The following is a 26446-nucleotide window of genomic DNA, read 5'->3' as shown; positions in this document are numbered from 1 at the left end:
GGGCGGTACCGCTGCCGCCGGCGTCGTTCGGTCGTCCCGGCGCTCCGGACGATGCGCTCGACATGCCTGCGGTGCAGCTCACCGCCCTCCTACCGGGTCGACGGAGACGTCGAACGGCTGACCGGCGCACCCCGACGACCAGCATGGGCCGCAATCTCACCACCGAGGCGGCATAACAGATCACCGGCGGTGGTGGAGGTTGTCCACAGCCCCTGCCGTTGTCCACAGGTGAGGTGACGCGGGCGGCGCAGACCGGCGACGACGGCGCAGGGTCGGTGCCAGCAACCCCGAGCGCTGGAGGCCGTGATGCCACCCCGTACCTCCCTTCCGCCGTACCGGCGACTGCCGCTGCTGGTCACCTCCGACGGTGACCTCCTGGACGAGTTGCTGCGGCTCGCCGCAGCAGGCGGCACCGAGGTGGAGGTGGCCGCCGATCCGGCCGCCGCCCGGTCCCGTTGGCTCCCCGCGCCCCTGGTCCTCGTCGGCAACGACCAGGCCCAGGCCTGCCTGCGGGCCCGGCTACCCCGACGGCCCCGGACGGTGCTGGTCGGACGGGCGGGGGAGCTCGACCCTGGCTGGGAGATCGCCGAGTTGATCGGTGCCGAGCACGTCGCGACCCTGCCCGCCGCCGAACCATGGCTGGTCGACCGGTTCACCGAGTGCGCGCCCGGCGGTGAACCGGCGGCCCCGGCCCGGACGGTCGCCGTGCTCGGCGGCCGGGGAGGGGCCGGCGCGAGCGTCCTCGCGGGCGGCCTGGCCGTCACCGCCGCCCGCGCCCAACTGCGGACCCTCCTGGTCGACGCCGACCCGCTCGGCGGCGGGCTCGACCTGGTGCTCGGCTGGGAAGACCTGGACGGACTGCGCTGGCCGTCGCTCACCGACGCCGACGGTCGGGTCGACCCGCCCGCCCTGGTCCGCGCCCTGCCGCACCGGGGCGACCTGGTCGTCCTCTCCTGGGACCGGGGCGAGCCGCTGGCCCTGCCCGCCCCGGCGATGGCCGCCACCCTCGACGCCGCCCGCCGGGGTCGGGACTTCGTCGTCGTCGACCTGCCGCGCCAGCTCGACGACGCGGCCGTGCTCGCCCTCCAGGCCGCCGACCAGGCGTACGTGGTGGTGCCGGCCGAGCTGCGGGCGACCGCCGCGGCGGCCCGGGTGGTCGCGGCGACGGCCCCGCACTGCGCCGCCCTGGGGGTGATCGTCCGGGGCCCCGCCCCCGGCCGGCTGCGGGCGGCCGAGGTGGCCCGTGCCCTCGGGCTGCCGCTGGCCGGCACGCTGCGCCCCGAACCGGCCCTGTGCCGGGGTCTGGAACGCGGCGAGGCACCGGCCGCCGCCGGTCGGGGACCGCTCGCCGCGCTCTGCCGCCAACTGGTCACCGAACTGACCGGGCTACCCGTGCCGGGTGCGGCGTGACCGGGCGACCCGAGGATTTCGCCGCCCGGGTCCGGCAGCGGATGGCCGACACGACGACACCTGTCACCCCGGCGGCGATTGTCTCCGCCGTACGCGCCGAACCGTCCGCCGCCGTCCTCGGTGACACCGCCGTGCTGCGGATCGCGGACCGGGTGCACGACGACCTGGTGGGAGCCGGGCCACTCGCCCCGCTGCTCGCCGATCCCCAGGTCACCGACGTGCTCGTGAACGGGCTCCGGGTCTGGGTCGACCGGGGCGCGGGGCTGCACCAGGTGGCGGTGCCGCTCGGCGCGGTCGACGACGTACGCCGGCTGGCCCAACGGCTCACCGCCGCCGCCGGGCGTCGGCTCGACGACGGATCGCCCTGCGCGGACGCCCGACTACCCGACGGCACCCGGTTACACGCGGTGCTGCCTCCGGTGGCGACCGATGGGCCCTACCTGTCGCTGCGCACCTTCCGGCACCGGCCGTTCACCCTCGACGAACTGGTCCGGCAGGGCACCGTGCCGCAGCAGGTCGCCCCGGTGCTCGCCGCGGTGGTGGCCGCCCGCCTGGCCTATCTGGTCACCGGTGGCACCGGCTCGGGCAAGACCACCCTGCTCAACACGATGCTCGGCCTGGTGCCGACGACGGAACGCATCGTGCTGGTCGAGGACGCTGCTGAACTGCACCCGGTGCACCCGCACGTGGTCGGTCTCCAGGCCCGGACGGCCAACGTGGAGGGCGCGGGGGTGATCGGGCTGAGCGAACTGGTCCGGCAGGCGCTGCGGATGCGTCCCGACCGGCTGGTCGTCGGTGAGTGCCGGGGTGCCGAGGTCGTCGATCTGTTGGCCGCGCTCAACACCGGCCACGACGGAGGGGCGGGGACCCTGCACGCCAACACCCCGGCTGACGTTCCGGCCCGGCTGGAGGCGCTCGGGCTGCTCGGCGGGCTGCCCCGGGTGGCGCTGCACGCGCAGGTCACCGCCGCGCTCCAGGTGTTGGTCCAGGTGCGTCGGGGCCCCGACGGCCGGCTGCTGGAGTCGATCTGCCTGCTGCTGGCCGAGGGCCCCGACCGGCTGGTGACGGTGGTGCCCGCCTGGGTACGCGGTCAGGGCGTCGGCCCGGCCGGGCCCGCTCTCGCCCTCCTCCTCCGCGATCGGGGAGTGCCGGTGCCGCCACTGCTGCGGGCCCCCCGACCCGGTCCGACGGGGCGGGCATGACACCGCCGTTGTGGCTGGTCGCAACCCTCCTGACCGGCGCGGCCCTGGTGGTCGCCTGGCCGGTACGCGGCAGTCGACGCCGTAGCCGCAGTGTGCTCACCGCACCGCGACACCCTGGGCCGGAGCCGGACGGCCCCCACCCGCAGGCACCCGGCCTACGGCTGCTGCACCGACTGGTGTCCGGCCCGCCGAGGCGGGTTCTGCTGCTGGCCGGCCTCGTCGGTGCCGGTACGGGTGGACTTGCCGCCGGGCCGGTCGCCGCCATCCTTGTGGCCGGCTACGGGATGCTCGGGGCGCGTGCCGTACACCGGAGGCGGCTGGCCGGGCGGGTCGGCCGGGAACGTCGCCGCCACCTGGACCGGCTCGGGGCACTCGCCGCTGACCTGCGGGCCGGCCTGCCTGTTCCCGCTGACACCGGGCCGAGCCTGGAACCCGGGGCGGCGCGACCCGGCGACGACCCGGCCAGGACGGACCGGCTCGCCCGGTTGACCCGGTCGGCGGTCCGGCTCGCCGATCGCACCGGAGCGCCCCTGGCCGAACTCCTGGAACGCGTCGAGGCCGACGCGCGGGCGTTCGACCGGGGACTGGCCGGTGCCGCCGCCCAGGCGGCAGGGGCCAACGCCACCGCGCTGCTGCTGGCCGTGCTCCCGCTCGGCGGCATCGCCCTCGGCTACGGCATCGGCATCGATCCGCTGGCGGTGCTGCTGCACACCCCGGTCGGGGCCGGCTGTGCCCTCGCCGCGATGGGCCTGCAGGCCGGCGGATTGCTCTGGGCCGAGCGGCTGGGCACCGTCCCCGGCGGGGGTGACTGATGTCCCCGGCGCACCTGTCGGCCGGTTGCCTGGTCCTGGCCGCGCTGCTGGTCGCGGTGCGCGGCAACCAGGCCGGCCGGCGGTGGAACGCAGTGACCGGCCGGGGCGTCGGCCGGAAACGGCCGCACTGGTGGCCGGACCGGACACGACTCGGGGCCGCGCTGGCGGGTGTGGCGGTCCTGCTGCTGGTGGGCGGTTGGCCCGGGGTGCTGGGCGGCGCGTTGACCGCCCCGGTGGCGGACCGGATGCTGCGACGGATCACCCCGCCCGCGGTGCGGGAGCGCCGGGCACGGGAGGCCGCCGACCTGCCCCTCGCCGCCGACCTGCTGGCGGCGGCGATGCGGGCCGGCGCCCCGGTGGACCGGTCGGTGCTCGCGGTGGCCGACGCGTTGGACGGTCCACTGGCCGTCCGACTCGCTCGGATCGGGCGGACGCTGCTGCTCGGCGGCGAGCCGTCGGAGGCGTGGGCCCACCTGGCCCCGGTGCCCGGGGCGGATCGGATGGTGGCCGCCGCACTGCGCTCGTCCCGCAGCGGGGCGGCGTTGGCCGGTGCTCTCGGTCGCGTCGCCGACGACCTGCGGGCCGACCGCTCCACGGCGGCGGAAGCGTCCGCCCGGCGGGCCGGCGTGCTGATCGTGCTGCCGCTGGGCCTGTGCTTCCTGCCGGCCTTCATTCTCGCCGGCCTGGTGCCGGTGATCGTCGCCGTCCTCGGCGACGTGCTGTGACCCAACATCGAGAAGGGAACGAACGATGCGCAAACTCCTCAGCCGGCTGCGCGGGGACGCGGGGATGAACACCGCCGAGTACGCCGTGGGCACCCTCGCCGCCGTCGCCTTCGCGGGCATCCTGCTCAAGGTGCTCACCTCGGGCAATGTGCAGGCGGCGCTGACGGCTGTCATCGACCGGGCGTTGAAGTGAGACCGCGCCGGCGGGCCGGTCGGGACCGGGGCTCGTTCACCGCCGAACTGGCGACCGGCCTGCCGGCGCTGCTCCTGCTCCTGTTCGCCGGAATCACCGCCGTCAACGCGGTCACCACGAAGGCGGCCTGCCTGGACGCGGCCCGGGAGGCGGCGCTCGCCGCCTCCCGGGGCGAGGACGGGACCGGCGCGGGCACCCGGATCGCGCCCGGGTCGGCGGTCGTGTCGATCGTGGTGCACGAGGGTCGGGTCACCGCGACGGTCCGCGCCCCCGTCGGTGCGTTCGGTGCCCGGCTGCCCCGACTCACCGTCGAGGCCAGCACGGTCGCCGCCGTCGAACCCGGCGCGCCACAGCCGGGTGCACCTCAGTCGGGCGCACCGGAACCGGGCCCACCGCAACCGGGTGCACCGCAGCCGGGCCCTCCGCAACCGGAGGCACCCCGGCCGGGCACGCCGGGACCTGGCGTATCCCAGCCAGGAATGCCGCAACCTGGCGCACGGGAACCGGACACACCAGTCCTGGACGCGCGCATCCCGCATACGCCCGTCCCGGATGCGTCCGTTCCGCGTGGACCTGCGGCGGGCGAGTGGGGAACCGGCTCGTGAGCCGCGCCTGCCGGCCCCAGCGCGCTACCCGTCGAGTCGGGGTGCCGGGTTCCGAGGGGGAGAGGCCCGGTGGCATCGCCGACCGCGGTGGGGCCACCGTGCTGCTGCTCGCCATCGGCCTGGTCTTCGTACTGGTCGGCCTGTTCGGGGCGGCGATCGGTGCGGCCCGGCTGGCGCGGCACCAGGCCCGGGTCGCCGCCGACTTCGGTGCGCTGGCAGGAGCCGGTGCGGCCCAGCAGGGTGCCGGAGCGGCCTGTGCGACTGTCGACGAGTTCGTCCGCGCCAATGCCGCCCGCCTGGTCACCTGCCGGTCGGACGGGCTCGACGTGCTGGTGACGGTCGAGGTGGCGGTCACCCCGCTGCCGGGGCTGCGGCGGTACGCCACCGCCACAGCCCGCGCCGGCCCGGTCCGGGGCTGACGGTCCGTGGTTGACCGGCCCGACCCCGAACCGGGCGGTGGGCGGCTCAGCGGCCCTGGAGCGCGTCCAGGCCGATGGCCATGGCGATCACCAGTCGCCTGTCGATCTGCGGGTGCGGCACCTCGACGACGTAACGGTCCCGCAGCCCCCACTTCTTGATCACCGAGAACACCGGCTGACCACCGGCGGTGAAGTCGAAGTGGTACGGCAGCCAGGACAGCGAGTCGACGAACCGGCGGAGCAGTGCCACCGGCATGCTGCGCTCCTGGCCGGTCATCGGCGGCAGACCGGCCTGCTCGACGTGCCAGGTCGAGCGGAGCAGCGACTGGGCGAAGTCCTTGCGGAACAGCCCGATCGGTGTGCCGGCGTGATCGGTCACGTCGTACGCGGCACCGAGGTCGAGCCGCTGACGGGCCTTGAAACCGAGCAGTGGGTGCTGCTTGGAGTCGTCGGAGTAGATGGTGACCTGCTCCTTGAAGGCGAGCCGCTTCTGCTGCGCGAACGCCAGCAACTCGCCCTCGGTGCCGTCCGCCGCCACCGCCCGGACCTCGTACTGGTTGACCATCATCCGGATCCGCTGCCGGACGTGGAACTGGTGCTGTGCCTGCAAACTGTCCAACTGCATGAGAACTCCTCCGAAGGGTGCGCCGGAGTCTCGCACAACCCCATGACCAGCGCCTGCTGTAGCCGGCGGGCCGCCCTCCGTCAGCACCCGGCGTCACCGGTCGGCCCGCCCCGCGAGCAGTGCCCGCCGTCAGCGTCCGTCGGCGGTCGCCTTGAGTGCCCAGGTGTTGAGCACCTGGTGGATGCCCCGCAGCCGCTCGTTGATCTGGTCCAGGCGTTCCGCCTGGGCCAGGCTGGCCAGGGCGGCCCCCAGCGCGATCAACTGGTCGGGGGTGAGGTTGTCCTGGTCGATCGTGTAGAGCAGGTCGACGGTCTCGGCGATGGTGTCGGCCACGGCTTCTCCTCCGGGTCGGCATGAACGGCGGGGTCGGCGCTGGGATGGCACTTCCGATTATCGATGGAAGCGCTCCCATGCATCAATGCCCAGATGTCGTTCCGCTCAAGCACGATCCCGGCAGTCAATGGCGACCGCCCCCCGCGGTGACCGCCGGCCGGGTCTCCGCTACCGGTCGGCCGGGCCCGGCTGGGCGGGCGCGGTGGCGACTGCGGACAGGTTGGCCAGGACCACGTCGAGGACCCGGACCGAGCCCGACTTGGACAGCGGGTTGTTGCCGTTGCCGCACTTCGGGGACTGGACGCAGGACGGGCAGCCCGACTCGCAGCCGCACTCGACGACGGCGTCCCGGGTGGCACCCAACCAGGCCGCCGCCGTCCGGTAGGCCCGCTCGGCGAAGCCGGCCCCGCCGGGGTGGCCGTCGTAGACGAACACGGTGGGTGCCTCGGTGTCCGGGTGCAGGGCGGTGGACAGCCCGCCGATGTCCCACCGGTCGCAGGTGGCCATCAGCGGCAGCAGCCCGATCGCGGCGTGCTCGGCGGCGTGCAGCGCCCCCGGCACGTCCGCCGGCTCGACGCCGGCCGCCGCCAGCGACTGCGGGGAGAGCGTGAACCAGACCGCGACGGTCCGCAGCTCCCGGGCCGGCAGGTCCAGCGGCCGGGTGTCGATCACCTCGCCGGAGGCGATCCGGCGACGCTGGTACGAGACCACCTGGCTGGTGACGTCCACCTCGCCGAGGAAGAGCCCGACCGGGCCGGCGTCCCGGTACGAGCGGACCGACACCACCGAGAGCGAGGTGACGTCCCGGGCGTGGGTGGACCAGTCCGGCTCCTCGGCGTGCACCAGCGCGCACCCGTCGTCGAGGTCCAGGGCGTCGACCACGTACGAGACGCCCTGGTGCAGGTAGACCGCCCCGGGGTGGACGAGGAAGTGCGCCGATCCGCCGTCGACGGTGCCGAGCAGCCGCCCGGTGGACGCCTCCACCACGCAGACCGGTGCCCCGCCCTCGCCGCGCAGGTCGATCTCGGGCCGTTCCCGGTGCCGCCAGTACCAGCCGGTGGGCCGCTGCCGCAGGTCACCGGCCTGCACCAGCTCGTCGACGGCCTCCTTCGCCCCGTCGCCGAACAGTTCCAGGTCGGCCGGGGTGAGCGGGGACTCGGCGGCGGCGCAGGCGAGCTGCGGGGTGAGCACGTACGGGTTGGCCGGGTCGAGCACCGTCGCCTCGACCGGGCGGCCGAACAGCGCCTCCGGGTGGTGCACCAGGTAGGTGTCGAGCGGGTCGTCCCGGGCCACCAGCACGGCGAGCGCCTCGTCGCCGGAGCGCCCGGCCCGACCGGCCTGCTGCCACAGCGACGCCCGGGTGCCCGGCCAGCCGCAGATCAGCACCGCGTCCAGCCCGACCAGGTCGACGCCGAGTTCCAGCGCGTTGGTGGAGGCCAGCCCGAGCAGGTCGCCGTGGAGCAGGGCCCGCTCCAGTTTCCGGCGTTCCTCCTTCAGGTAGCCGGCCCGGTAGGCGGCGACCCGTTCGCCGAGGCCGGGCACCGCCTCGTCCAGCGCCCGGCGGGCGTTCGCGGCGACCACCTCCGCGCCGCGTCGGGACCGGACGAAGGCGAGCGTGCGTACCCCCTCGGCGACGGTGTCGGCGAGCAGGTCGGCGGTCTCCCGCAGCGCTGACCTGCGGACCTGGGTCAGGTCGTCGGCGGCGGCTGCAACGTCGGCGGTGGCCCCGACGTCGGCGGGCGGCGGCAGCAGCGGCGGCTCCCAGAGCGCGAAGGTGACCCCGCCACGCGGCGAGGTGTCCTCGGTGACGGCGGTGACGGGCACGCCGGTGAGCCGCCCGGCGGTCGCCGCCGGATCGCCCGACGTCGCCGACGCGAGCAGGAACACGGGGGTACGGCCGAACTGGGCGCACCGGCGGCGCAGCCGCCGCAGCACGTGCGCCACGTGGGAGCCGAAGACGCCTCGGTAGGTGTGGCACTCGTCGACGACCACGTACGTCAGCCGGCGCAGGAACCCCGACCAGTGGGTGTGCCCGGGGAGGAGGCCGTGGTGCAGCATGTCCGGGTTGGTCAGCACGAACCGGGAGTGCCGGCGGATCCACTCCCGTTCGGTGCGCGGGGTGTCCCCGTCGTAGGTGGCGGGGCGTACCCCGTCGAGGTCGAGGCCGGCGACGGCGCGGAGCTGGTCGGCCGCGAGGGCCTTGGTGGGGGCCAGGTAGAGCACCGTGGCCCGGGGGTCGGCCAGCAGCGTGGCCAGGGTCGGCAACTGGTACGCCAGGGACTTGCCGGACGCGGTGCCGGTGGCCACGACGACGTGCTGCCCGGCGTACGCCAGCTCGGCGGCCTCGGCCTGGTGCCGCCAGGGGGCGGTGACGCCGCGTCGGGCGAACGCCGCCCGTAGCTCCTCGGGGGCCCACTGCGGCCACGGCGCCTGCTGCCCGGCGCGGGCCGGCACCCGCTCGACGTGGGTGACCGGGTCTGCCGGATGCCGGGTGCGCAGCCGGTGCAGCAGCTCGGCCGGGCCTCGCCCGGTGCCGGGGCCTGCGGTGGCGGTGGCTGCGGGGTTCACGTCCTGCACTCTCGCACTGGTGTTCGGTGCTGAACAACCGGGCCGGTGGGTATGGAGGAGGCGCCGCCGGTGACCTCGTCGGGCCGTCCGGCGGGGATGGTTAGATGCCCAGGAGAGTTTACGGCTCTCGGAGGAGGACTGATGGAGCTGTCGCTGGCGACCCGCACCGTGGGGGAACACACGGTGCTCGAGGTCGGCGGTGAGGTGGACGTCTACACCGCACCCCGACTGCGCGAACGGCTCCTGGAGTTGATCGACGGCGGTGCCAGGCGGGTGGTCGTCGACCTGGGGCGGGTGGACTTCCTCGACTCCACGGGCCTGGGTGTGCTGGTCGGTGCCCTGAAGCGGCTGCGGTCGGCCGGGGGTTCGTTCGCCCTGGTCTGCGACAAGGAGCCGCTGCTGAAGATCTTCCGGATCACCGCCCTGGACCAGGTCTTCCCCCTGCACCCGACGGTGGACGCGGCGATCGCCGCCGACCCCACCGTCCCCGGCGCGTGATGGCCACGGTCCGGCTCTCCTTCTCGCCGGCGCCGGTGCACGTGCGCACCGCCCGCCTGGTCGGTGTGGCGGTGGCCCGTCGGGCCGGGGTCCGGGAGGATCTGCTCGACGAGGTGCGCCTGGCGATCGGTGAGGCGTGCACCCGGGCGGTCGCCCTGCACCACCAGTACGGGCTGACCGATCCGGTGCTCGTGGAGATGTCCGACTCCGGAGCGTATTCGGTGCGGGTGGTCGACCGGGCGCCGATCGAGGCGGGGCTGGGCCTGGCCGCGTTGAACGCCGACGATCTGGCCAACGAGGCGTTGACCGACGAGGCGCTGACCACAGGGGTGGGCTTCGCGCTGCTCGCCGGTTTCGTGGAGGACCTCCAGGTGCGGCCGGTGGCCGAGGGCATCGGGACCGAGGTCCGGATGGTGTGGCCGGTCGGTCGCTGACCGTCACTGTGCGTATGCGAGGCCGTGACCCTTGGTGGGTCGCGGCCTCGTAGTGTTGATGGCCTCCTATATCAGATTTTTCCTCATAACACAGTTACGGAGATCATCCGGACACGGTGTCCCCCAGGTGTGACCTCCAACACTGGCCGGGGCTACAGTCTGTGGGTTGTCAGTACGTGATCGTTCCCGCAGCCAGCGGATATGGATGTTGATCATCTTCCGTCGGGGCGGGTCGGAGCACGTGCGCCACCGCATCCAGGCGTCGGTCATACGTCCACTGGCCGGCGCGACAGTGTTCGGTACAGGAGGACATAGATGTCCGGGACCTTGGCCGCCGAAGGCGGCGCGCTGTCCCTCACCGGAGAGAACGTGACGTACGTCGTCATCGCCGCGGTCATCGCGCTGGTGGCACTCGTCTTCGCCGCCGCCTTGACCAAGGCCGTGCTGGCAGCCGGTAAGGGCACCACCAACATGCAGGAGATCTCCGGCGCGGTGCAGGAGGGCGCCTCCGCCTATCTGCTCCGGCAGTTCAGGACGTTGGCGATCTTCGTGGTCGTCGCCGTCGTGCTGCTCTTCCTGCTGCCGGTGCACGACACCGACGGCAGCGAACTGGCGGTGAAGATCGGCCGGTCGGCGTTCTTCGTGGTCGGCGCCCTGTTCAGCGCGTTCATCGGTGGGGCCGGCATGTGGCTGGCCACCCGGGCCAACCTGCGGGTCGCCGCCGCCGCCCGGGAGGCGGCCGGCGGCCGGGAAGCCGCCATGAAGATCGCCTTCCGCACGGGCGGCGTGGTCGGCTTCCTCACCGTCGGCCTCGGTCTGTTCGGCGCGGCGCTGGTGGTCATCCTGTTCAAGGGCGACGCGCCGACCGTGCTGGAGGGCTTCGGCTTCGGCGCCGCCCTGCTCGCCATGTTCATGCGGGTCGGCGGCGGCATCTTCACCAAGGCCGCCGACGTCGGCGCCGACCTGGTCGGCAAGGTCGAGCAGGGCATCCCCGAGGACGACCCGCGCAACGCCGCCACCATCGCCGACAACGTGGGCGACAACGTCGGTGACTGCGCCGGCATGGCCGCCGACCTCTTCGAGTCGTACGCGGTGACGCTGGTCGCCGCGCTGATCCTCGGCCGCGCCGCGTTCGGCGAGGACGGCCTGGTCTTCCCGCTGATCATCTCCACCATCGGGGTGCTCATCGCCATCGTCGGGGTCTTCATCACCCGGCTGCGCACCTCCGACCGAAACGGCCTGACCGCCATCAACCGGGCGTTCTACCTCTCCGCCGTGCTCTCCGCGGTGCTGGTCGCGGTCGCCGCGTTCCTCTACCTCCCGGCCAGCTTCGGCGAGCTGGAGGGCGGACTCACCGACGTCGACCAGAACCCCCGGGTGGTCGCCATCGGCGCGGTCGTCATCGGCATCGTGCTGGCCGCCGCCATCCAGGCGCTGACCGGCTACTTCACCGAGACCAACAGGCGTCCGGTGCAGGACATCGGCAAGAGCTCGCAGACCGGCCCGGCCACCGTCATCCTCGCCGGCATCAGCGTCGGCCTGGAGTCGGCGGTCTACTCGGCCCTGCTGATCGGTGCCGGGGTCTTCGGCGCGTTCCTGCTCGGCGGCAGCTCCATCACCCTGTCGCTGTTCGCGGTCGCGCTGGCCGGCACCGGCCTGCTCACCACGGTCGGCGTGATCGTCGCGATGGACACCTTCGGCCCGATCTCCGACAACGCGCAGGGCGTGGCCGAGATGTCCGGCGACATCGACGAGAACGGCGCGCGGATCCTCACCGAGCTGGACGCGGTCGGCAACACCACCAAGGCGATCACCAAGGGCATCGCGATCGCCACCGCCGTGCTCGCGGCCACCGCGCTGTTCGGCTCGTACACCGACACGCTGCGCACCGCGTACTCCGACGCGGGCGTCGGTGACGTCGGCAGCGAGATCCTCAACGCGCTCAACGTCGCCAACCCGCGCAACCTGGTCGGTCTGATCATCGGCGCGGCGGTGGTCTTCCTCTTCTCCGGGCTGGCCATCAACGCGGTGTCCCGCTCGGCCGGCGCGGTGGTCATGGAGGTCCGCCGGCAGTTCCGTGAGCTGCCCGGCATCATGGACCGCACCCAGCGCCCCGAGTACGGCAAGGTGGTCGACATCTGCACCCGGGACGCGCAGCGCGAGCTGATGACCCCCGGCCTGCTGGCCATCCTCGCCCCGATCGCGGTCGGCTTCGGCCTCGGCCCCGGCGCGCTGGCCTCCTACCTGGCCGGGGCGATCGGGGCGGGCACCCTGATGGCGGTCTTCCTGTCCAACTCCGGTGGCGCGTGGGACAACGCCAAGAAGCTCGTCGAGGACGGCTCCTACGGCGGCAAGGGCTCCGAGTCGCACTCGGCGACGGTCATCGGCGACACCGTCGGCGACCCGTTCAAGGACACCGCCGGCCCGGCGATCAACCCGCTGATCAAGGTGATGAACCTGGTTTCGCTGCTGATCGCGCCGGCCGTGGTGGCCTGGAGCGTCGGCGACGACCGGAACACCCCGCTGCGCCTGACGATCGCGGTGGTCGCCACCCTGATCGTGGTCGCGGCGGTGGTGTTCAGCAAGCGCAAGGGCGTCGCCATGGACTCCACCCCGGACGGTGGCGGCACCGGCACGGGCAACGACCCGAAGCGGGTCGAAACCGCCAACGCCTGAGTCGTGACGCAGCGGGTCCCCGGCAGGGTCGGGGACCCGCTGCGTCACGAAACCTGGCCGCTGGCGCAATCGCCCCGAGGCCGTACGCTGCAACGCATGCGTACGTGTCGGGCGGGTGACGCCGGGAAGCTCACGGCGGTCCTCGTCACGGTCGTACTCGTCGTGGCCGGGTGCGGCGGCGGGCCCACCCCCCGGGCCTGGGCGGCGTCGGTCTGCGAGGCGCTCACCCCGTGGCGGGCCGAGATCAGCAAGCTCACCAGCAGCACCCACCAGCAGATGACCGCGCAGACCACCCCGGCGCAGGCGAAGGAGAACCTGGTGCGGCTATTCGGCGGCGCCGAACAGGCGAGCGAGACGGCCCGCCGCCGGATCGCCGACGCGGGCATACCGGAGACCGACCACGGCGACGAGGTGTCGAAGGGGTTCCGCACCTCCCTGGCGAAGATCAGGGACGCCTACGGCCGCGCCGGGGACACCATCGACGCCCTGGACACCACGCGGGCCGCCGCCTTCTACGACGGAGTCCAGGCCGCGGTGGACACGCTCAACCAGGAGTACGACGCGAGCGCGCTGGACACCGGGCGGCTCAACTCGACAGAGCTCAAACAGGCCTTCGACGAGGTTCCGGAGTGTCGCTGAGGCGTGCCGACCCGCCCGGGGAACCGGGGCGTCAGCTGTCGCTGTTCGGCACCGAGGCGGCCGATCCGTCGGTCGCCGACCTGGCCGGGCTGCTCGCGGGCCCGGGGGAGGTGCACCGGATGGGCCGTACCGCCCGGTTGTCCGTCGGGGTGGACGCGGCCTGGCGGGTGCACGTGCTCGTCGACGAGCTGGCCCGGCGGGGGCTCGCGGCGGGCTGGGAGTCGACCGGGGAGCAGCGCTACGTCGTGCGGACGCCGTACCTGACCACGTTGGCGCCGTTGGCGACGGCCTGGCTGGCCGGTGGGGTCAAGCGACCGCCGCCCCGGTTCCACCTGCACGGCCGGCGGCTGCGGCTGTGGCTGGCCGCCGCCGGGGCGGCTGACGACGCCGGGCTGCTGCTGCGTCTCGACCGGCGGGACGAGCCGTGGTGGCCGGTGGTGCGGGCGGCGCTCGCGGTGGTGGGCCTGCCGGCGGCGCTGGTGGAGCCGGAGGCGGGCGGCCCGGCGTACCGGATCGGTGGGCGACGGCTGGCCCGGCTGGCCGAACTGGTCGGCGACCGCCCGCCGGCCGCCCCCGCCGGCCTCTGGCCGTGACCGCCCCGCCCGGGCCCGCAGCCCGCAGCCCGTGGGCCGGTGGTGATCGACTCTACGGGGGCTATGTTGCGGTGTCGGAGCGACCGGATGCCGCCACTTCGGCCCACTGGAGTCGATCAGCCGAGACCGGCCGGGCGTCCGATCATGGACGGTATCGCGGAGAGTATGCTGGTCGTCTCAATCCGTGAACACCCGGGTTCGCCCAGGTCGGAGGGCCGGCGTCGTCACCGTGGCCCACTTCGGGGCCTACCCACGGTGTACGGTGGCGCCGTCCGGTCACTGAGGCCGCGCGGTGCCGGCGGTGCCGCCGCGCGGACGCTGTTTGCCGCCCCCGGGACCCGGAACCAGGGCGGCGCGTTACGTTGGACATCCGGACCGACGGTGGTCCGGCGGGCGCAACACGGCCCGAAACGGGCCTGGAGCAGGAGCGAGGTCGGGGAGAGACGTGCCGAGCAGAGCTGGAACCACCCGTCTGGTCATCGTCGAGTCACCGGCGAAGGCCAAGACGATCTCGGGCTACCTCGGCCCGGGGTACGTCGTGGAGGCCAGCTTCGGCCACGTCCGGGACCTGCCCCGCAACGCCGCCGACGTGCCGGCCAAGTACAAGGGTGAGTCGTGGGCCCGGCTGGGGGTGGACGTCGACAACGGCTTCCACGCCCTCTACGTGGTCTCGGCCGACCGTAAGCAGCAGATCAGCAAGCTGGTGAAGCTGGCCAAGGAGGTCGACGAGATCTTCCTGGCCACGGACGAGGACCGCGAGGGCGAGGCGATCGCCTGGCACCTGGTGGAGACGCTCAAGCCCAAGGTGCCGGTCAAGCGGATGGTCTTCCACGAGATCACCAAGCCGGCCATCCAGGCGGCGGTGGCGAACCCCCGCGAGATCGACCGGGACCTGGTCGACGCCCAGGAGGCCCGGCGCATCCTCGACCGGCTCTACGGCTACGAGGTCTCCCCGGTGCTGTGGAAGAAGGTCATGCCGAGGCTCTCGGCGGGCCGGGTGCAGTCCGTGGCGACCCGGATCGTGGTCGAGCGGGAACGCCAGCGGATGGCCTTCCGCACCGCGGAGTACTGGGACATCCTCGCCACCCTCGCGGTGGCGAACCCGGGCGAGGGCCCGCGTACCTTCAACGCCACCCTGGTCGCGCTCAACGGTGACCGGGTCGCCACCGGCAAGGACTTCGAGCCGACCACCGGCCGGGTACGGCCCGGCGCGGGCGTGGTGCACCTCGACGAGAGCGGGGCGCGGGGCCTGGCGGCCCGCCTCGACGGGCGGCCGTTCACCGTCACCCGGGTCGAGGAGAAGCCCTACCGCCGCCGCCCGTACGCGCCGTTCATCACCTCCACCCTCCAGCAGGAGGCGGCCCGCAAGCTGCGGTTCTCGTCGCAGCAGACGATGCGCACCGCGCAGCGGCTCTACGAGAACGGCTACATCACCTACATGCGTACCGACTCGGTGAACCTCTCCGAGACGGCCATCGCGGCGGCCCGCCGACAGATCGTCGAGCTGTACGGCGAGCGCAGCGTGCCACCGGAGCCGCGCCGCTACACCGGCAAGGTCAAGAACGCCCAGGAGGCGCACGAGGCGATCCGCCCGGCGGGGGACAACTTCCGCACCCCGGGCGACGTGGCCAAGGAGCTGTCCGGCGAGGAGTTCAAGCTCTACGAGCTGATCTGGCGGCGTACCATCGCCTCGCAGATGACCGACGCGGTCGGCTCCAGTGTCTCGGTGCGTATCCGGGCGGTCTCCGTCGCGCAGGAGGAGGCCGACTTCGGCGCCACCGGCAAGACCATCACCGACCCGGGCTTCCTGCGCGCGTACGTCGAGTCCAGCGACGACGAGAACGCCGAGGCCGAGGACGCCGAGCGCCGGCTGCCCACCCTGGTCAAGGACCAGCCGTTGACCGCCGACGAGTTGGCCGCGCAGGGCCACCACACCCAGCCGCCGTCGCGCTACACCGAGGCGTCGCTGGTGAAGGCGCTGGAGGAGCTGGGCATCGGGCGTCCCTCGACATACGCGTCGATCATGCAGACGATCCAGGACCGGGGCTACGTCACCAAGCGCGGCCAGGCGATGATCCCGACCTTCCTGGCGTTCGCGGTGATCGGGCTGATGGAACGGCACTACCCGCGCCTGATCGACTACGACTTCACCGCCAGCATGGAGAACGAGCTGGACGAGATCGCCGGGGGCGACCACGCCGCCGTCGACTTCCTCACCGCGTTCTACTTCGGCAGCAGCAACGGCACCGGTGACCAGGCCATCGCCCACGCGGGCGGGTTGAAGAAGCTGGTCACCGAGAACCTCAGCGAGATCGACGCGCGCAGCGTCAACTCGATCCCGTTGCACACCGACGACGAGGGGCGCGAGGTCGTCGTCCGGGTCGGCCGGTTCGGGCCGTACCTGCAACGGGCCCTGCCCGGCGAGCAGCCGGCACCGAAGGCCGACGGTGAGGAGGGCGGTAGCCAGGGCGACCGGGCGCCGATCCCGGAGGGGCTGGCCCCCGACGAGCTGACCCCGGAGAAGGTGCACGAGCTGTTCCTCGGTGGGGGCGGCGAGCGCAAGCTCGGCGACGACCCGGCCACCGGGGAGCCGATCGTGCTCAAGTCCGGCCGGTTCGGTCCGTACGTGGCCAGCGGCGAGCGCAAGTCGTCGCTGCTGCGCACGCAGACCCCCGACTCGCTCACCCTCGACGAGGCGTTGAAGCTGCTCAGCCTGCCCCGGGTGATCGGGGTCGCCCCGGACGGCGCGGAGGTCGTCGCCAACAACGGCCGCTACGGCCCGTACGTCAAGCGCGGTGACGAGTTCCGCTCGCTGGACTCCGAAGACAAGATGTTCACCGTCACCCTCGACGAGGCGCTGGCCCTGCTGGCCGCCCCGAAGACCCGCCAGCGTCGGGCCGCCGCGCCCCCGCTGCGCGAGATGGGCGTCGACCCGCTGACCGAGAAGCCACTGGTGATCAAGGACGGCCGGTTCGGGCCGTACGTCACCGACGGGGAGTTCAACGCGTCGCTGCGGCGCGGGCAGACCCCGGAGGAACTGACCATCGAGCAGGCGTCGGAGATGCTGGCCGAGAAGCGGGCGAAGGGCGCGGCCCCGAAGAAGGCGGCGGCGAAGAAGGCCCCCGCCAAGAAGACGGCGGCCAAGAAGGCCACGGCGACCAAGGCGACGGCGAAGAAGACCGCCGCCGCGAAGTCCACGGCCGCCAGGAAGACGACCACCGCCACGACCACGACGGCGAAGAAGGCCCCGGCCAGGAAGGCCGCCCCCCGCAAGGCCACGGTGGCTGCCGACGGTGAGTGAGCCGCTGAAAAGGGCCTCACGTTCGGTGCGTGATGGCCTACTCTGTCGCGGTGTCCAAATCGGAGAGTGCGGGTGGCGGCCGGCCGCTGAAGGTGGCGGGCATCGTCGCCCTCGTCGGGACGGTGCTGGCCGGAGCGGGGCTGATCGTCTGGCGTACCAGCGGGACACGGGGCGATTCGCCCGCTGACCCGCCGGGCACCGTCGTGGGTACGCCGGTCGCCGAGGTCGGGCCGGTGGTCACCCCGCCCGACCCGGCCGTACGCCGGGACTCCTCAGGCCGCCGGCTGTTCACCATTCTGGGTGCCGGCGACGTGCTGGTGCACCCGGAACTGACCCATCAGGCCGCCCGGGACGCCAAGCGCGCGGGGCGTTCCGGTGCGCTCGACTTCAACCCGTTGTTCCGGCACGCCCGCCCGGCGGTCGAGGGCGCGGACCTGGCGATCTGCCATCTGGAGACCCCGCTGGCCAAGCCGGACGGGCCGTTCGTCGGTTTCCCGAAGTTCAACGTCCCTCCGCAGGTGGTGGACGCGATCCGGGGCACCGGCTTCGATGCCTGCTCGACGGCGTCCAACCACACCATCGACCAGGGTGAGGCGGGGGTCGTCCGCACCCTGGACGCGTTGGACGCGGCGAAGATCGGGCACGCCGGCAGCGCGCGGACCAAGCGGGAGTCGCTCACCCCACGGATCTACACCAAGAACGGGGTGCGGGTCGGGCACCTGGCCTACAGCCTGCACTTCAACGGGTTGCGCCGGCCGGCGGGCAAGGACTGGATCGCCAACCTCATCGAGCCGCCCAGGATCCTCGCGGCGGCGCGCAAGCTGCGCACGGCGGGCGCGGAGATCGTGGTGCTGAGTCTGCACTGGGGCACCGAGTACGAGAACCTGCCGGACGCCAGGCAGGAGGAGTGGTCGAAGGTGTTGATCGCGTCCCCGGATATCGATCTGATCCTGGGTCACCATGCGCACGTGGTGCAGCCGATCGAGAAGATCGGCCAGAAGTGGGTCGTCTTCGGGATGGGCAACCAGGTCGCCCGGCACGCCGAACCGGTCTTCGCCAACCGGGAGGGGGTGATGGCGCGGTTCACCTTCACCGAGACGGCCAAGGGTAGGTGGAAGGTGACGCAGGCGGAGGCCATCCCCACCTGGATCGACCTGAATCCGGACATCCGGTTGGTGGATCTGCCCACCGCGCTGGCGGATCCGACGACCCCGGCGCACCGCCGGGAGATCTACCTGGCTGCTTCGGTCCGCATCCGGGGCTACCTGTTGGCCCGTGGGGGAGAAGCAAATGGTCTTGAGGTTCTTGGCCCGCCCGGTAGTTCGGCTACGCCGAACGGCTAAATCACGCGGTTGAATATCCGATTCGCTCGATAGCTGGCGAATCGCGCCATCCGGCCGGCGGTGAGCGCTGTTAGCCTCGCACGCCGGCTGGGCCACGGGGAGGAACGGTTACATGGGTGACGACTGTCTGCTGCGGGTGTGTGGATGAACCATCCGCCACCGCCGGTGCGGGCGGGCCTCCACCTCCCCGGCGACGGGCAGGCAGAGCTGGCCCGTTGGCGTCTGATCAGCCTGGAGAAGCAGCTTCCGCAGCCCCGTCTGCTGACCGGGGTCGGTACGCCGGCACTGGTTGCCGCCCTGCTGCTCACCCTGCTCGCCGTCTTCGCCTTCGCCTATCTGGGCCGCGACAGCGAGTCCGGCGTGCCCCGGGCCGTGACCGAATCGCAGCGGGACCTCGTCAGGGCGGTCGCCCGTGGCCTCGACAGCTCGGTCGCCCGTAGCCGGGAGGAGTTGGCCCGCACGGCGGATGCCTACGACGCGCGGCCGGCCGGGGTGGCCACGCAACTCGCCGCGCTCACCAGAGACCAGCCGAAGTGGCGGGGCGTCGGCGTACTCGAAGCGGGCGGAAAGTCCACTGTGGCCGCTGTCGGTCAGCCGGTGGCGCTGCCGCCCGGCACCGCCGCCGGCCGGATCGCCGTGCCGGTGGTCGAGGGCAACGACCCCCGGCTGCTCCTGGTCGAGCCGTTGTCCGACGGCCGGTTGCTCGTCGCCGAGCTGAACCTGCACATCCGCACCCTCCGGCTGGACCCGAAGGCGAAGCAGGCCGTCCTGATCGCCGTGCCCGGAGGTGGGCGGTCCCTCGTGCAGGGCGCCCCCGTGCCGGCCGATCCCGCGCTGGACGGGCTGATCGCCGGGGCGGTGGGCGCGTCGTCCGGGGCGTCCACCGCCACCCGTACCGGCGCACCGGCCACCGGCATCGCCGACCGGGACCCGACCGTGCCGGCCGCCCCGGTGGCCACCGCCGACGCCGTCGGCAAGGTCGGTGTCGTGGTGGTCTCCCTGGTGTACGTCCCGGTCACCGCCGCTGCGGTCACCCGGGAGCCCCTGCTGGCCGCGCTCGTCCTGCTGTCAGGTGCCGGTGCGGTGCTGCTGATCCTCCAGTTCGGACTGGTCCGGCCGGTGCGGCTGCTCCTGGTCCACGCCAAGGCGGTGGCCTCGGGTAGCCCGACGCAGGTGCCGCCGAGGACTGCGAACGCCCAGGTCAACCGAATCGCCTCCGCGTTCGGCACGCTCGCCGCCCAGCAGCGGACGATCCCGGCGCGGCGCGGCTCTGACGACCCGGCCGGTGGCGTCCCGGCAGGTCTGACGGTCGTCGCGGCGGTCGTCGCGGTGCTGTTGGCCGCAGGCGGGATCCTGGCCACCCTCGCCCCCCACGAGGACGACCTCCCGGCCCAGGTGGTGCGGGACTCGGAGAACCAGGTCGCCGCCGTGGCCGGCGCGGTCGACGACACCCTGGACGGTGGCTACACCAAGCTCACCCTGGTCGGCGCGGACAACCGCACCGCCGGCACCGGCGAACTTCGCCGGGCGCTCGACCGACTGCTCGACGACAACCGCAGGTTCCGCAGCGGCTACCTCGTGTCGGCGAGTGGCAGCGTGGTCACCAGGGTGGGCCGGACTCCGCTGCGACCTGGTGGTCCGTTGCCGGGTGAGGGCGGTGTGGTGCTGCACGACGTGCAGGGCCGACTGCCGATCGTCTACGCGTACACGCAGTTGGCGGACGGGCGGTCGCTGGTCGCCGAGTTCGACGTGCGTTACCTGACCCGGCTGTTGGAGCGGGTCGACGGGCGACTGCGGGTGGTCGACGTGGACCAGCGGGACATCCTGGATTCGGCCGGCTACCTCGCCTTCGAGCAGGTCTCCAGCCGGCAGGTGCGGAACGCGGCGGCGGAGGCGCTCATCGGAAAGCCGTACGCCCGGGTGGCGGAGGTCGACGGTGACCGTGAGCTGCTGATCGCCGCGCCGGTCGCGCTGGAGGGCTCGGCGGCGCACCTGGAGTGGACGGTGGTGGCCGAGCGCCCGGTCACCGACTACGCGCTGCCCGGCAACGAGATGCGTCAGGGTGCGCTCCTCGTGGCGGTCGTCGCGGCGGGCATCGGCCTGCTGCTGTTCAGCTGGTACTACTTCTTCCAGCTCCGGCCGTTGCGCAACCTGTCCCGGGAGGCGGCGACGCTCGCCGGTGGGGACAGCAGTCGGGTGATCTCGCCGCGCTGGCACGACGACATCGGCGCGGTGGCGGTCTGCCTGGAGGTGTGTCGTCAGGCGGCGGTCCACGGCGAGCAGCGGCTCGGGGGCGCGGCCCGGCTGCGCGGCACCGAGGGCATGCCCACGGCGATCATGACGAAGATCCCGCCACGGCGGAAGGCGGGCAGCCGTGGTGTCCGGTCGTCCCGCAGGGGCGACTGAGATGCTCTTCCTCTATCTGGTGTTTCTCCTCGCGTGCCTCGGGCTGCTGGCCGGCGGCATCATCGAGCAGCGCAACCATCACCGCAGTCTGCACCGCATCCCGCAGCGGGTGCTGGTCAACGGCATCCGCGGCAAGAGTTCGATCACCCGGCTCACCGCCGGTGCGCTGCGTGGTGGCCGGTTGGTCGTGGTGGCCAAGACGACCGGCACGGCGGCCCGGTTCATCTTCCCGGACGCCAGCGAGGAGCCGGTCTACCGCAAGTTCGGCATCGCCAACGTGGTGGAGCAGATCGGCATCGTCCGTCGGGCCGCCGCCTACTACCCGGACGCGCTGGTGATCGAGTGCATGGCGGTCATGCCGCCGCTGCAGGAGCTGAACCAGACCAAACTGATCCAGTCCACCATCGGCATCCTCTGCAACGTCCGGGAGGACCACCTCGCCGAGATGGGGCCGACCCTGGACGACGTGGCCCGTTCACTGAGCCGTTCCATGCCGGTCGGCGGAATCTGCGTCACCGCCGAGTCCGACCGGCTGCACATCCTGCAGGCGGAGGCGGACAAGCGGTCCTGCAAGCTGATCCCGGTCGACCCGGAGTCGGTCACCGACGACGAGATGGCGGGCTTCACCTGGACCACGTTCAAGGAGAACGTGGCCATCGCCCTCAAGGTGGCCGAACTGCTCGGGGTGCCCCGGGAGGCCGCCCTGACCGGCATGTGGACGGCGCCCCCCGATCCGGGGGTGCTCAGTGTCGAGGAGTACCGCCGGGGCGACACGTCGCTGCGGTTCGCGAACATCTTCGCCGCCAACGACCCCGAGTCGACGTTCATGAACATCAAGCAGTTGCAGGAACAGGGGTCGATCCCCCGACCGCTGCACGTGCTGATCAACTGCCGGCCGGACCGGGTGGAGCGGAACGGCCAGATGGGTGCGCTGGTTTCCCGGATCGACCCGGACAAGGTCATCCTGATCGGTGAGCCGACCCGGAGTGCCCGCGTCAAGATCGAGGAGAGCTGGCAGGACCGGGTGGTCGATCTGGGCGGCCGGATCGGGGCCGGGGAACTGCTCGACGGGGTGCTCGGCAGCATCGACGGGTTCGCCTCGGTGCTGGCGATCGGCAACATCCACGGTCAGGGCGAGATCCTGCTCGCGCAGCTCGGCCGCCTGGACCGTCCCGCATCCCAGGACCCGGCTGCCCGTGCCGTGCCGCCGGGTCCGGCTGTGCGTGCCGTGCCGCCGGGGCCAGCTGTCCGGCCCGTCGGCGAGGCCCCGGCCGGTCGGTACGGCGCAGCGAGGGGCGGCACTCCGCCCGTACCGGCATCCGGTGCCTCCCGGCGGCAGGCGACGACGTACGGCGACCCGCCCGTGCCCGCCGCGCCCCCGGCGGCGTGGCCCGGCGCCCCGACGCCCCGGCCGTACGACGGGCCGGAACGCCCCGGCGCGCCCGCCCCCGGGCGTCCGGACCGGTACGCCGCGCTCGCCCCCGAGCAGCTGGACCGGTACCACGCCCGGTCCCCGGGCCAGCCGGACCTATTCGGCCCGGCGGAGCAGGAGCCGCCGACCCGGCGCGGCCGGCCGCAGGCCGCCGGGGCCGGTCCGACGTACCCCGACCCCGATCCGCAGTCGTCGCAGAGGCGGCCGTCCGTCTACCGGAGTTCCTCATGATCAACGGAGAACTGACGCCCGAGCTGTCCACGCTCTGCCTGGGCGTCGGGCTGGTACTCGCGCTGGCCTGCTACCTCACCACCAATCTCTCCCCCGGTGGCATGATCACGCCGGGTTGGCTGGCGCTGGCCCTGGTCGAGGAATACCGCCAGGTGTTGGTGATCGTCGCGATGACCGGGGTGACCTGGGGGCTCACCCGGCTCATGCAACGGGTGGTCATCCTCTACGGCAAGCGGCTGTTCGCGGCGATCGTGCTGCTCAGCGTGCTGCTCCAGACCACCCTCTTCCTGATCATCCAGCAGGACTTCCCGCTGCTGTTCTCGCACCAGACCCTCGGCTTCGTGGCGCCCGGCCTGATCGCCTACCAGCTGGTCCGTCAACCACCGCTGGCGACGATCCTGGCCACCGGGGCGGTCTCCGTGGGTTCGTACCTGATCATCTTCAGTGGCATCCTGGCCGGCCTGGTGCCGGTGAGTTGAGCCGAGACTACGGAAGCAGGCATCCCCCCGTGTCACAGAGCAGGAACGGGATCTGGGCGACGCTGGCCGTCGTCCTGATCGCCGCGGGTGTGATCGTCGTCGTGGCGCTCCGTCCCGACCGGTCCGCGTCGACCACCCCGCCGGGCGGCGCGGCCGGCCCGGGTGCGGTGTCGGTCGCGTCCGCCGAGCTGACCTTCACCCGGCTGGCCAAACCGGCGCGGACCCAGGTCCGGGACGGGGCCGGGCGGGTGTTGGCGGTGTTCACCGACAAGGCCCGCACGGTACGCGTCTCCGGCCCCGAACGGACCTTCACCGAGCCCCGCTTCACCAAGTCGTCGGTGACCACCGACGCCTGGATCCGGCTCGCCCCGACCCCGTGGAAGGCCGGTGAGGAGAAGGCGGCATGGTTCCGCCCCTGGCTGGACAAGGCGGTGGGGGACGACAGTCCGGACGCCCTCGCCATCGCGATGGACTACCTGGACGACGCGCCCGCCCGCAAGGATGCCAAGGGCCGCCAGTTCGCCGGTGACGCCTCCTTCGGCCCGCTCTCGGCGGCGGACCCGGACGGTCGTGCCGAGAACTCCGACTTCTACGACTACCTCGGAGTGGAGTGGGACTTCCCGGACGGCAAGCACGAGCGGCCGGCCAAGGACCACTTCCGCAGCCTGGACTGCTCGGGTTTCATCCGGATGGTCTACGGCTACCGGATGAAGTACCCGTTGCGGGGCACCAACACCAAGGGTGCCGGACTGCCCCGCCGGGCGTACGCGATGGCCGGGTTCGGTCCGGGCGCGTTGCTGATCCCGAACACCGGTCGGGCGGCCCGGGACTACGGCGTCCTCCAGGAGGGCGACCTGGTCTTCTTCAACCACGGTGCGAACGCAGGCCCGAGCATCGAGCACTCCGGCATCTATCTCGGCGTCGACGATGCCGGCCACCACCGGTTCTTCTCCAGCCGGGTCAAGGCGGACGGCCCGACGTTCGGTGACTTCGGCGGTGAGTCGCTGCTGGACGGGCCGGGCTACTGGTCGGGCCGGTTCCTGTCCGCGCGTAGGGTCTGACACCGGCCGGCCGGCAAGCGGGGGTGGCGTGGTCGGGCGCCGGGACCGCGGGCCGCCGGTGTCAGCGGCGGGGAAGGTCGGCGGCCACCAGTGCCGCCACCAGGTCCGCCCGGCGGTCCTCGGTACGGCGTACCGCCCAGGTGATCTCCAGATGGACGAAGACCGCGCCCTGCTTGCGGGCCGCCTCGGCCTGGGTGTTGGTGGTGCCCTCCAACTCACCGCACCTGCTGGTCCAGGCCCGGCAGGCGACGAAGCCGGCGGTGTCCAGCGCGTCGGCCGTGCGGCGCAGGGCGGGGGTGGAGCGCTTCTGCCCGTTGGAGACCACCATGTCCTCGCCGGGGAGGCTCTGCTCGGCGAAGCCGTGCAGTTGGATCTGGTTGATCCGGTTGCGGGCGAACCGGTCGCTGGCCAGTTGGAACAGTCCCTGGGAGTTGTGCGCCGCGTCCGCCCGCCCGTCGCCGGCCCGGCGGTGTGCGCCGGCGACCAGCATGATGCTGCCCGGCGTCGCCCGGAACAACCGTAGTCCGATGTCCTCCGTGTGAAGGTCCGAGTTGGGGTGGGGCACCTCGACGGCGAGCCGCACCGGCCGGGACAGGTCCACCATGATCAGGCCCCAGGGCCGCTCCGCGCCGGCCTCGGTGACGAACAGCGCGTAGTCGCGCCCGGTCTGCGGATCGCGGCCCCTGCTGGCGGTGAAGCCCAGCTCGGCCAGGAGTCCGCTCGCCTCCGGCAGCCCCGAGTGGTCCTCGGCCACCAGCAGTGCCACCGCCCGACGGGCCGTCTGCCGTTCCGTCGGGTCCGGGTCGCGGTAGGGATCGGTCGGCTTGAGTTGGCTGACGAAGTCGGTCAGCACCGTGTCCGGGGCTGCCGGGGCGGTCGGGGCGGCGGTGGGCCCGTCGGGTGGGTCGCCACACGCGACGAGCCACAGCGACAGGGCCGCGCAGCACGCCAGGAGACCGTTACGGCGGGTGGAGGTTCGGAGCATCGCAGGCAGGCTACCGTGCCTTCCCGCCGTCATCGTCACCCCTGGCGGCGGGTGGGTCAGGGGCCGAGGATGTGGTCGAGGTGGGGGTTGGTGAGGACCCGGCCGGGGTCGAGGCGGGCCCGCAGATCCTGGAAGTCGGCGAACTTCGGGTACACGGTCGCCAGGGAGGCGGCGTCCCGGTAGTGCATCTTGCCCCAGTGCGGTCGGCCGCCCAGCCCGGCAGCGACCTCCTCGAAGGCCCGGAAGTACGGCTCGTAGGGCATGCCGACGTACTGGTGGACGGCGAGGTAGGCGGAGTCGCGGCCGTAGCCGTGGGACAGCCAGATGTCGTCGGCGGCGGTGAACCTCACCTCGACGGGGAAGAGCACCTTGAACGGCAGCCGGTCGACGAGGCGGCGCAGTTCCGCCAGCGCCTGCGGCAGGGCGGCGCGCGGGATGCCGTACTCCATCTCCACGAAGCGGACCCGGCGCGGGGTGCAGAAGACCGTGTCGGAGCGGCCGGTGTAGGTGCGTTCGGTGAGCGCGCGGGCGGAGACCGCGCTGATCGTGGGCACCAGCGTCGGTACGGCCCGACCCAGCCGGCAGGCCCCGGCGAAGACGGTGTTGGCGAGGAAGTCGTCGTCCAGCCAGCCCCGCCAGCGCGGCAGCGGCCGGTCGTCGGCGGGCACCCGGTCGTTGGTCTTGAGCTGCACCCGGTTGGTGTACGGGAACCAGTAGAACTCGACGTGGTCGTGCCGGCCGATGAGACCGGACAGGTCGCCCAGCACCTCGTCGAGCGGGGCGGGGCGTTCGTGTGCGCGCAGGGTGAACGCGTCGACGCAGCGCAGGGTGACCTCGACGAGCACGCCGAGCGCCCCCAGGCCGACCCGGGCGGCGGCGAAGATGTCCGGGTGTTCCCCGGCCGAGCAGTGCAACACCTCGCCGGTGCCGGTGACCAGGGTGAGCGCCTCGACGAAGGTGGACAGGCAGCCGTACGCGGCGCCGGTGCCGTGGGTGCCGGTGGAGATCGCCCCGGCGATGGTCTGCGCGTCGATGTCGCCCAGGTTGGGCATGGCCAGGCCGTGCCCGGCGAGCAGGGCGTTGAGCGCCCGCAGGGTCATCCCGGCGGGCACGGTGACCAACCGGGCGTCCCGGTCGACCCGGACGCCGGTGTCGAGGGCGGACAATTCCATCCGCCGGCCGTCGGACAGGGCGATGGGGGTGAACGAGTGCCCGCTGCCGACCACCCTGATCCGTTCTCCCGCGCCCGCCGCGTCGAGGACCGCCTCGGCTGTGTCCTCGACGGTGGTAGGGCGCAGGATGGCGGTGGCGACGCTGCGTTGGTTGCCCGCCCAGTTGGACCAAGCGGTGGTGGTACCGGCCATCGGCGCTCCTCGACATGAACGTGAACTGACTTCATATCAGGAACGTTGTGCCTGGTAAATACCGCAATCGAGGTCCGCTCGTTGTACCGGTAGTCACGGCCTCGTGACATGT

Annotated in this window: 22 protein-coding genes and 1 pseudogene; 18 read left to right on the top strand and 5 right to left on the bottom strand. The window is 72.8% G+C overall.

Going from position 1 to position 26446, the window contains the following annotated elements:
• Positions 1 to 306: 306 nt before the first annotated feature.
• From ssd to ACN260_RS27355, 7 genes and pseudogenes are all read left to right on the top strand, one after another.
• The gene (ssd, locus tag ACN260_RS27385; RefSeq protein WP_422753700.1) at positions 307 to 1410 is read left to right on the top strand and encodes a septum site-determining protein Ssd; all 1104 of its coding nucleotides are present in this window, start codon (positions 307 to 309) and stop codon (positions 1408 to 1410) included.
• Positions 1407 to 2612, top strand: coding sequence for a TadA family conjugal transfer-associated ATPase (locus ACN260_RS27380; RefSeq protein WP_422753699.1), 1206 nt, complete (start codon positions 1407 to 1409; stop codon positions 2610 to 2612). The genes ssd and ACN260_RS27380 overlap by 4 nt, the downstream gene beginning before the upstream one ends.
• Entirely contained in the window at positions 2609 to 3424 is an 816-nt protein-coding gene (locus ACN260_RS27375) for a type II secretion system F family protein (protein WP_422753698.1), read from the top strand. The genes ACN260_RS27380 and ACN260_RS27375 overlap by 4 nt, the downstream gene beginning before the upstream one ends.
• Entirely contained in the window at positions 3424 to 4149 is a 726-nt protein-coding gene (locus tag ACN260_RS27370) for a type II secretion system F family protein (protein ID WP_422753697.1), read from the top strand. Before ACN260_RS27375 ends, ACN260_RS27370 begins: the two co-directional genes overlap by 1 nt.
• A 25-nt stretch (positions 4150 to 4174) precedes the next feature.
• Positions 4175 to 4342 carry a DUF4244 domain-containing protein gene (locus tag ACN260_RS27365; protein ID WP_204925799.1) on the top strand — a complete coding sequence of 56 codons (168 nt, stop codon included), beginning with the start codon at positions 4175 to 4177 and terminating at the stop codon, positions 4340 to 4342.
• A pseudogene (locus ACN260_RS27360) lies at positions 4339 to 4683 on the top strand (TadE family type IV pilus minor pilin); the annotation flags it as partial. The gene ACN260_RS27365 and the pseudogene ACN260_RS27360, both read left to right, overlap by 4 nt.
• Before the next feature lie 305 nt (positions 4684 to 4988).
• Positions 4989 to 5366 (top strand): Rv3654c family TadE-like protein, encoded by a 378-nt coding sequence (locus tag ACN260_RS27355; protein WP_422753696.1) that lies wholly within the window; start codon positions 4989 to 4991, stop codon positions 5364 to 5366.
• 46 nt (positions 5367 to 5412) lie between these two features.
• Here ACN260_RS27355 and ACN260_RS27350 read toward each other — a convergent pair whose 3' ends face one another.
• The 3 genes from ACN260_RS27350 to ACN260_RS27340 all read right to left on the bottom strand — a co-directional run bounded on the left by ACN260_RS27350 (position 5413) and on the right by ACN260_RS27340 (position 8901).
• The gene (locus ACN260_RS27350; protein WP_422753695.1) at positions 5413 to 5991 is read right to left on the bottom strand and encodes a hypothetical protein; all 579 of its coding nucleotides are present in this window, start codon (positions 5989 to 5991) and stop codon (positions 5413 to 5415) included.
• 129 nt (positions 5992 to 6120) lie between these two features.
• Positions 6121 to 6324, bottom strand: coding sequence for a hypothetical protein (locus ACN260_RS27345; protein WP_088643464.1), 204 nt, complete (start codon positions 6322 to 6324; stop codon positions 6121 to 6123).
• A 168-nt stretch (positions 6325 to 6492) separates the two neighbouring features.
• Positions 6493 to 8901 carry a DEAD/DEAH box helicase gene (locus tag ACN260_RS27340; RefSeq protein ID WP_422753694.1) on the bottom strand — a complete coding sequence of 803 codons (2409 nt, stop codon included), beginning with the start codon at positions 8899 to 8901 and terminating at the stop codon, positions 6493 to 6495.
• Positions 8902 to 9033: 132 nt separating this feature from the next.
• Here ACN260_RS27340 and ACN260_RS27335 point away from each other — a divergent pair, with 132 nt between their 5' ends.
• The 11 genes from ACN260_RS27335 (at position 9034) to ACN260_RS27285 (ending at position 23985) form a co-directional block, all read left to right on the top strand.
• Positions 9034 to 9390 carry an STAS domain-containing protein gene (locus ACN260_RS27335; protein ID WP_204925803.1) on the top strand — a complete coding sequence of 119 codons (357 nt, stop codon included), beginning with the start codon at positions 9034 to 9036 and terminating at the stop codon, positions 9388 to 9390.
• Positions 9390 to 9824, top strand: a complete 435-nt coding sequence (locus ACN260_RS27330; RefSeq protein ID WP_422756845.1) for an ATP-binding protein — start codon at positions 9390 to 9392, stop codon at positions 9822 to 9824. The genes ACN260_RS27335 and ACN260_RS27330 overlap by 1 nt, the downstream gene beginning before the upstream one ends.
• Before the next feature lie 315 nt (positions 9825 to 10139).
• Positions 10140 to 12500, top strand: coding sequence for a sodium-translocating pyrophosphatase (locus ACN260_RS27325; protein WP_422753693.1), 2361 nt, complete (start codon positions 10140 to 10142; stop codon positions 12498 to 12500).
• A gap of 96 nt (positions 12501 to 12596) precedes the next feature.
• Complete coding sequence (locus tag ACN260_RS27320; protein WP_422753692.1) at positions 12597 to 13139, top strand: hypothetical protein; 543 nt, start codon at positions 12597 to 12599, stop codon at positions 13137 to 13139.
• The gene (locus ACN260_RS27315; protein WP_422753691.1) at positions 13130 to 13732 is read left to right on the top strand and encodes a hypothetical protein; all 603 of its coding nucleotides are present in this window, start codon (positions 13130 to 13132) and stop codon (positions 13730 to 13732) included. Before ACN260_RS27320 ends, ACN260_RS27315 begins: the two co-directional genes overlap by 10 nt.
• Positions 13733 to 14177: 445 nt before the next feature.
• On the top strand, positions 14178 to 17033 hold the full coding sequence (gene topA / locus ACN260_RS27310; RefSeq protein ID WP_422753690.1) for a type I DNA topoisomerase: 2856 nt from the start codon (positions 14178 to 14180) through the stop codon (positions 17031 to 17033).
• Between the two features lie 50 nt (positions 17034 to 17083).
• Positions 17084 to 18376, top strand: a complete 1293-nt coding sequence (locus ACN260_RS27305) for a CapA family protein (protein ID WP_422753689.1) — start codon at positions 17084 to 17086, stop codon at positions 18374 to 18376.
• A 144-nt stretch (positions 18377 to 18520) separates the two neighbouring features.
• A complete protein-coding gene (locus ACN260_RS27300; protein WP_422753688.1) occupies positions 18521 to 20782 on the top strand; it encodes a hypothetical protein in 2262 nt (753 codons plus the stop codon).
• A 1-nt stretch (position 20783) separates the two neighbouring features.
• The gene (pgsB, locus tag ACN260_RS27295; RefSeq protein ID WP_422753687.1) at positions 20784 to 22445 is read left to right on the top strand and encodes a poly-gamma-glutamate synthase PgsB; all 1662 of its coding nucleotides are present in this window, start codon (positions 20784 to 20786) and stop codon (positions 22443 to 22445) included.
• Positions 22442 to 22924 carry a poly-gamma-glutamate biosynthesis protein PgsC/CapC gene (locus ACN260_RS27290; RefSeq protein WP_204958716.1) on the top strand — a complete coding sequence of 161 codons (483 nt, stop codon included), beginning with the start codon at positions 22442 to 22444 and terminating at the stop codon, positions 22922 to 22924. The genes pgsB and ACN260_RS27290 overlap by 4 nt, the downstream gene beginning before the upstream one ends.
• Positions 22925 to 22953: 29 nt before the next feature.
• Complete coding sequence (locus ACN260_RS27285; protein WP_422753686.1) at positions 22954 to 23985, top strand: NlpC/P60 family protein; 1032 nt, start codon at positions 22954 to 22956, stop codon at positions 23983 to 23985.
• A 61-nt stretch (positions 23986 to 24046) separates the two neighbouring features.
• Here ACN260_RS27285 and ACN260_RS27280 read toward each other — a convergent pair whose 3' ends face one another.
• Both ACN260_RS27280 and ACN260_RS27275 read right to left on the bottom strand, forming a co-directional pair.
• The gene (locus ACN260_RS27280; protein ID WP_422753685.1) at positions 24047 to 24970 is read right to left on the bottom strand and encodes a hypothetical protein; all 924 of its coding nucleotides are present in this window, start codon (positions 24968 to 24970) and stop codon (positions 24047 to 24049) included.
• 56 nt (positions 24971 to 25026) lie between these two features.
• A complete protein-coding gene (locus ACN260_RS27275; RefSeq protein WP_422753684.1) occupies positions 25027 to 26334 on the bottom strand; it encodes a D-arabinono-1,4-lactone oxidase in 1308 nt (435 codons plus the stop codon).
• Between the last annotated feature and the right edge of the window lie 112 nt (positions 26335 to 26446).

It is taken from the genome of Micromonospora sp. WMMD708, from assembly GCF_049315245.1.
GTDB classification, from domain to species: Bacteria; Actinomycetota; Actinomycetes; order Mycobacteriales; family Micromonosporaceae; genus Micromonospora; species Micromonospora wenchangensis.
This window is presented reverse-complemented; position numbering and strand designations above follow the sequence as displayed.

Coding starts and splice junctions, on each gene's coding strand:
- ssd (WP_422753700.1), top strand. CDS start 307: ATGCCACCCCGTACCTCCCTTCCGCCGTACCGGCGACTGCCGCTGCTG.
- ACN260_RS27375 (WP_422753698.1), top strand. CDS start 2,609: ATGACACCGCCGTTGTGGCTGGTCGCAACCCTCCTGACCGGCGCGGCC.
- ACN260_RS27370 (WP_422753697.1), top strand. CDS start 3,424: ATGTCCCCGGCGCACCTGTCGGCCGGTTGCCTGGTCCTGGCCGCGCTG.
- ACN260_RS27365 (WP_204925799.1), top strand. CDS start 4,175: ATGCGCAAACTCCTCAGCCGGCTGCGCGGGGACGCGGGGATGAACACC.
- ACN260_RS27350 (WP_422753695.1), bottom strand. CDS start 5,991: ATGCAGTTGGACAGTTTGCAGGCACAGCACCAGTTCCACGTCCGGCAG.
- ACN260_RS27335 (WP_204925803.1), top strand. CDS start 9,034: ATGGAGCTGTCGCTGGCGACCCGCACCGTGGGGGAACACACGGTGCTC.
- ACN260_RS27330 (WP_422756845.1), top strand. CDS start 9,390: ATGGCCACGGTCCGGCTCTCCTTCTCGCCGGCGCCGGTGCACGTGCGC.
- ACN260_RS27325 (WP_422753693.1), top strand. CDS start 10,140: ATGTCCGGGACCTTGGCCGCCGAAGGCGGCGCGCTGTCCCTCACCGGA.
- ACN260_RS27320 (WP_422753692.1), top strand. CDS start 12,597: ATGCGTACGTGTCGGGCGGGTGACGCCGGGAAGCTCACGGCGGTCCTC.
- ACN260_RS27300 (WP_422753688.1), top strand. CDS start 18,521: ATGAACCATCCGCCACCGCCGGTGCGGGCGGGCCTCCACCTCCCCGGC.
- pgsB (WP_422753687.1), top strand. CDS start 20,784: ATGCTCTTCCTCTATCTGGTGTTTCTCCTCGCGTGCCTCGGGCTGCTG.
- ACN260_RS27290 (WP_204958716.1), top strand. CDS start 22,442: ATGATCAACGGAGAACTGACGCCCGAGCTGTCCACGCTCTGCCTGGGC.
- ACN260_RS27280 (WP_422753685.1), bottom strand. CDS start 24,970: ATGCTCCGAACCTCCACCCGCCGTAACGGTCTCCTGGCGTGCTGCGCG.
- ACN260_RS27275 (WP_422753684.1), bottom strand. CDS start 26,334: ATGGCCGGTACCACCACCGCTTGGTCCAACTGGGCGGGCAACCAACGC.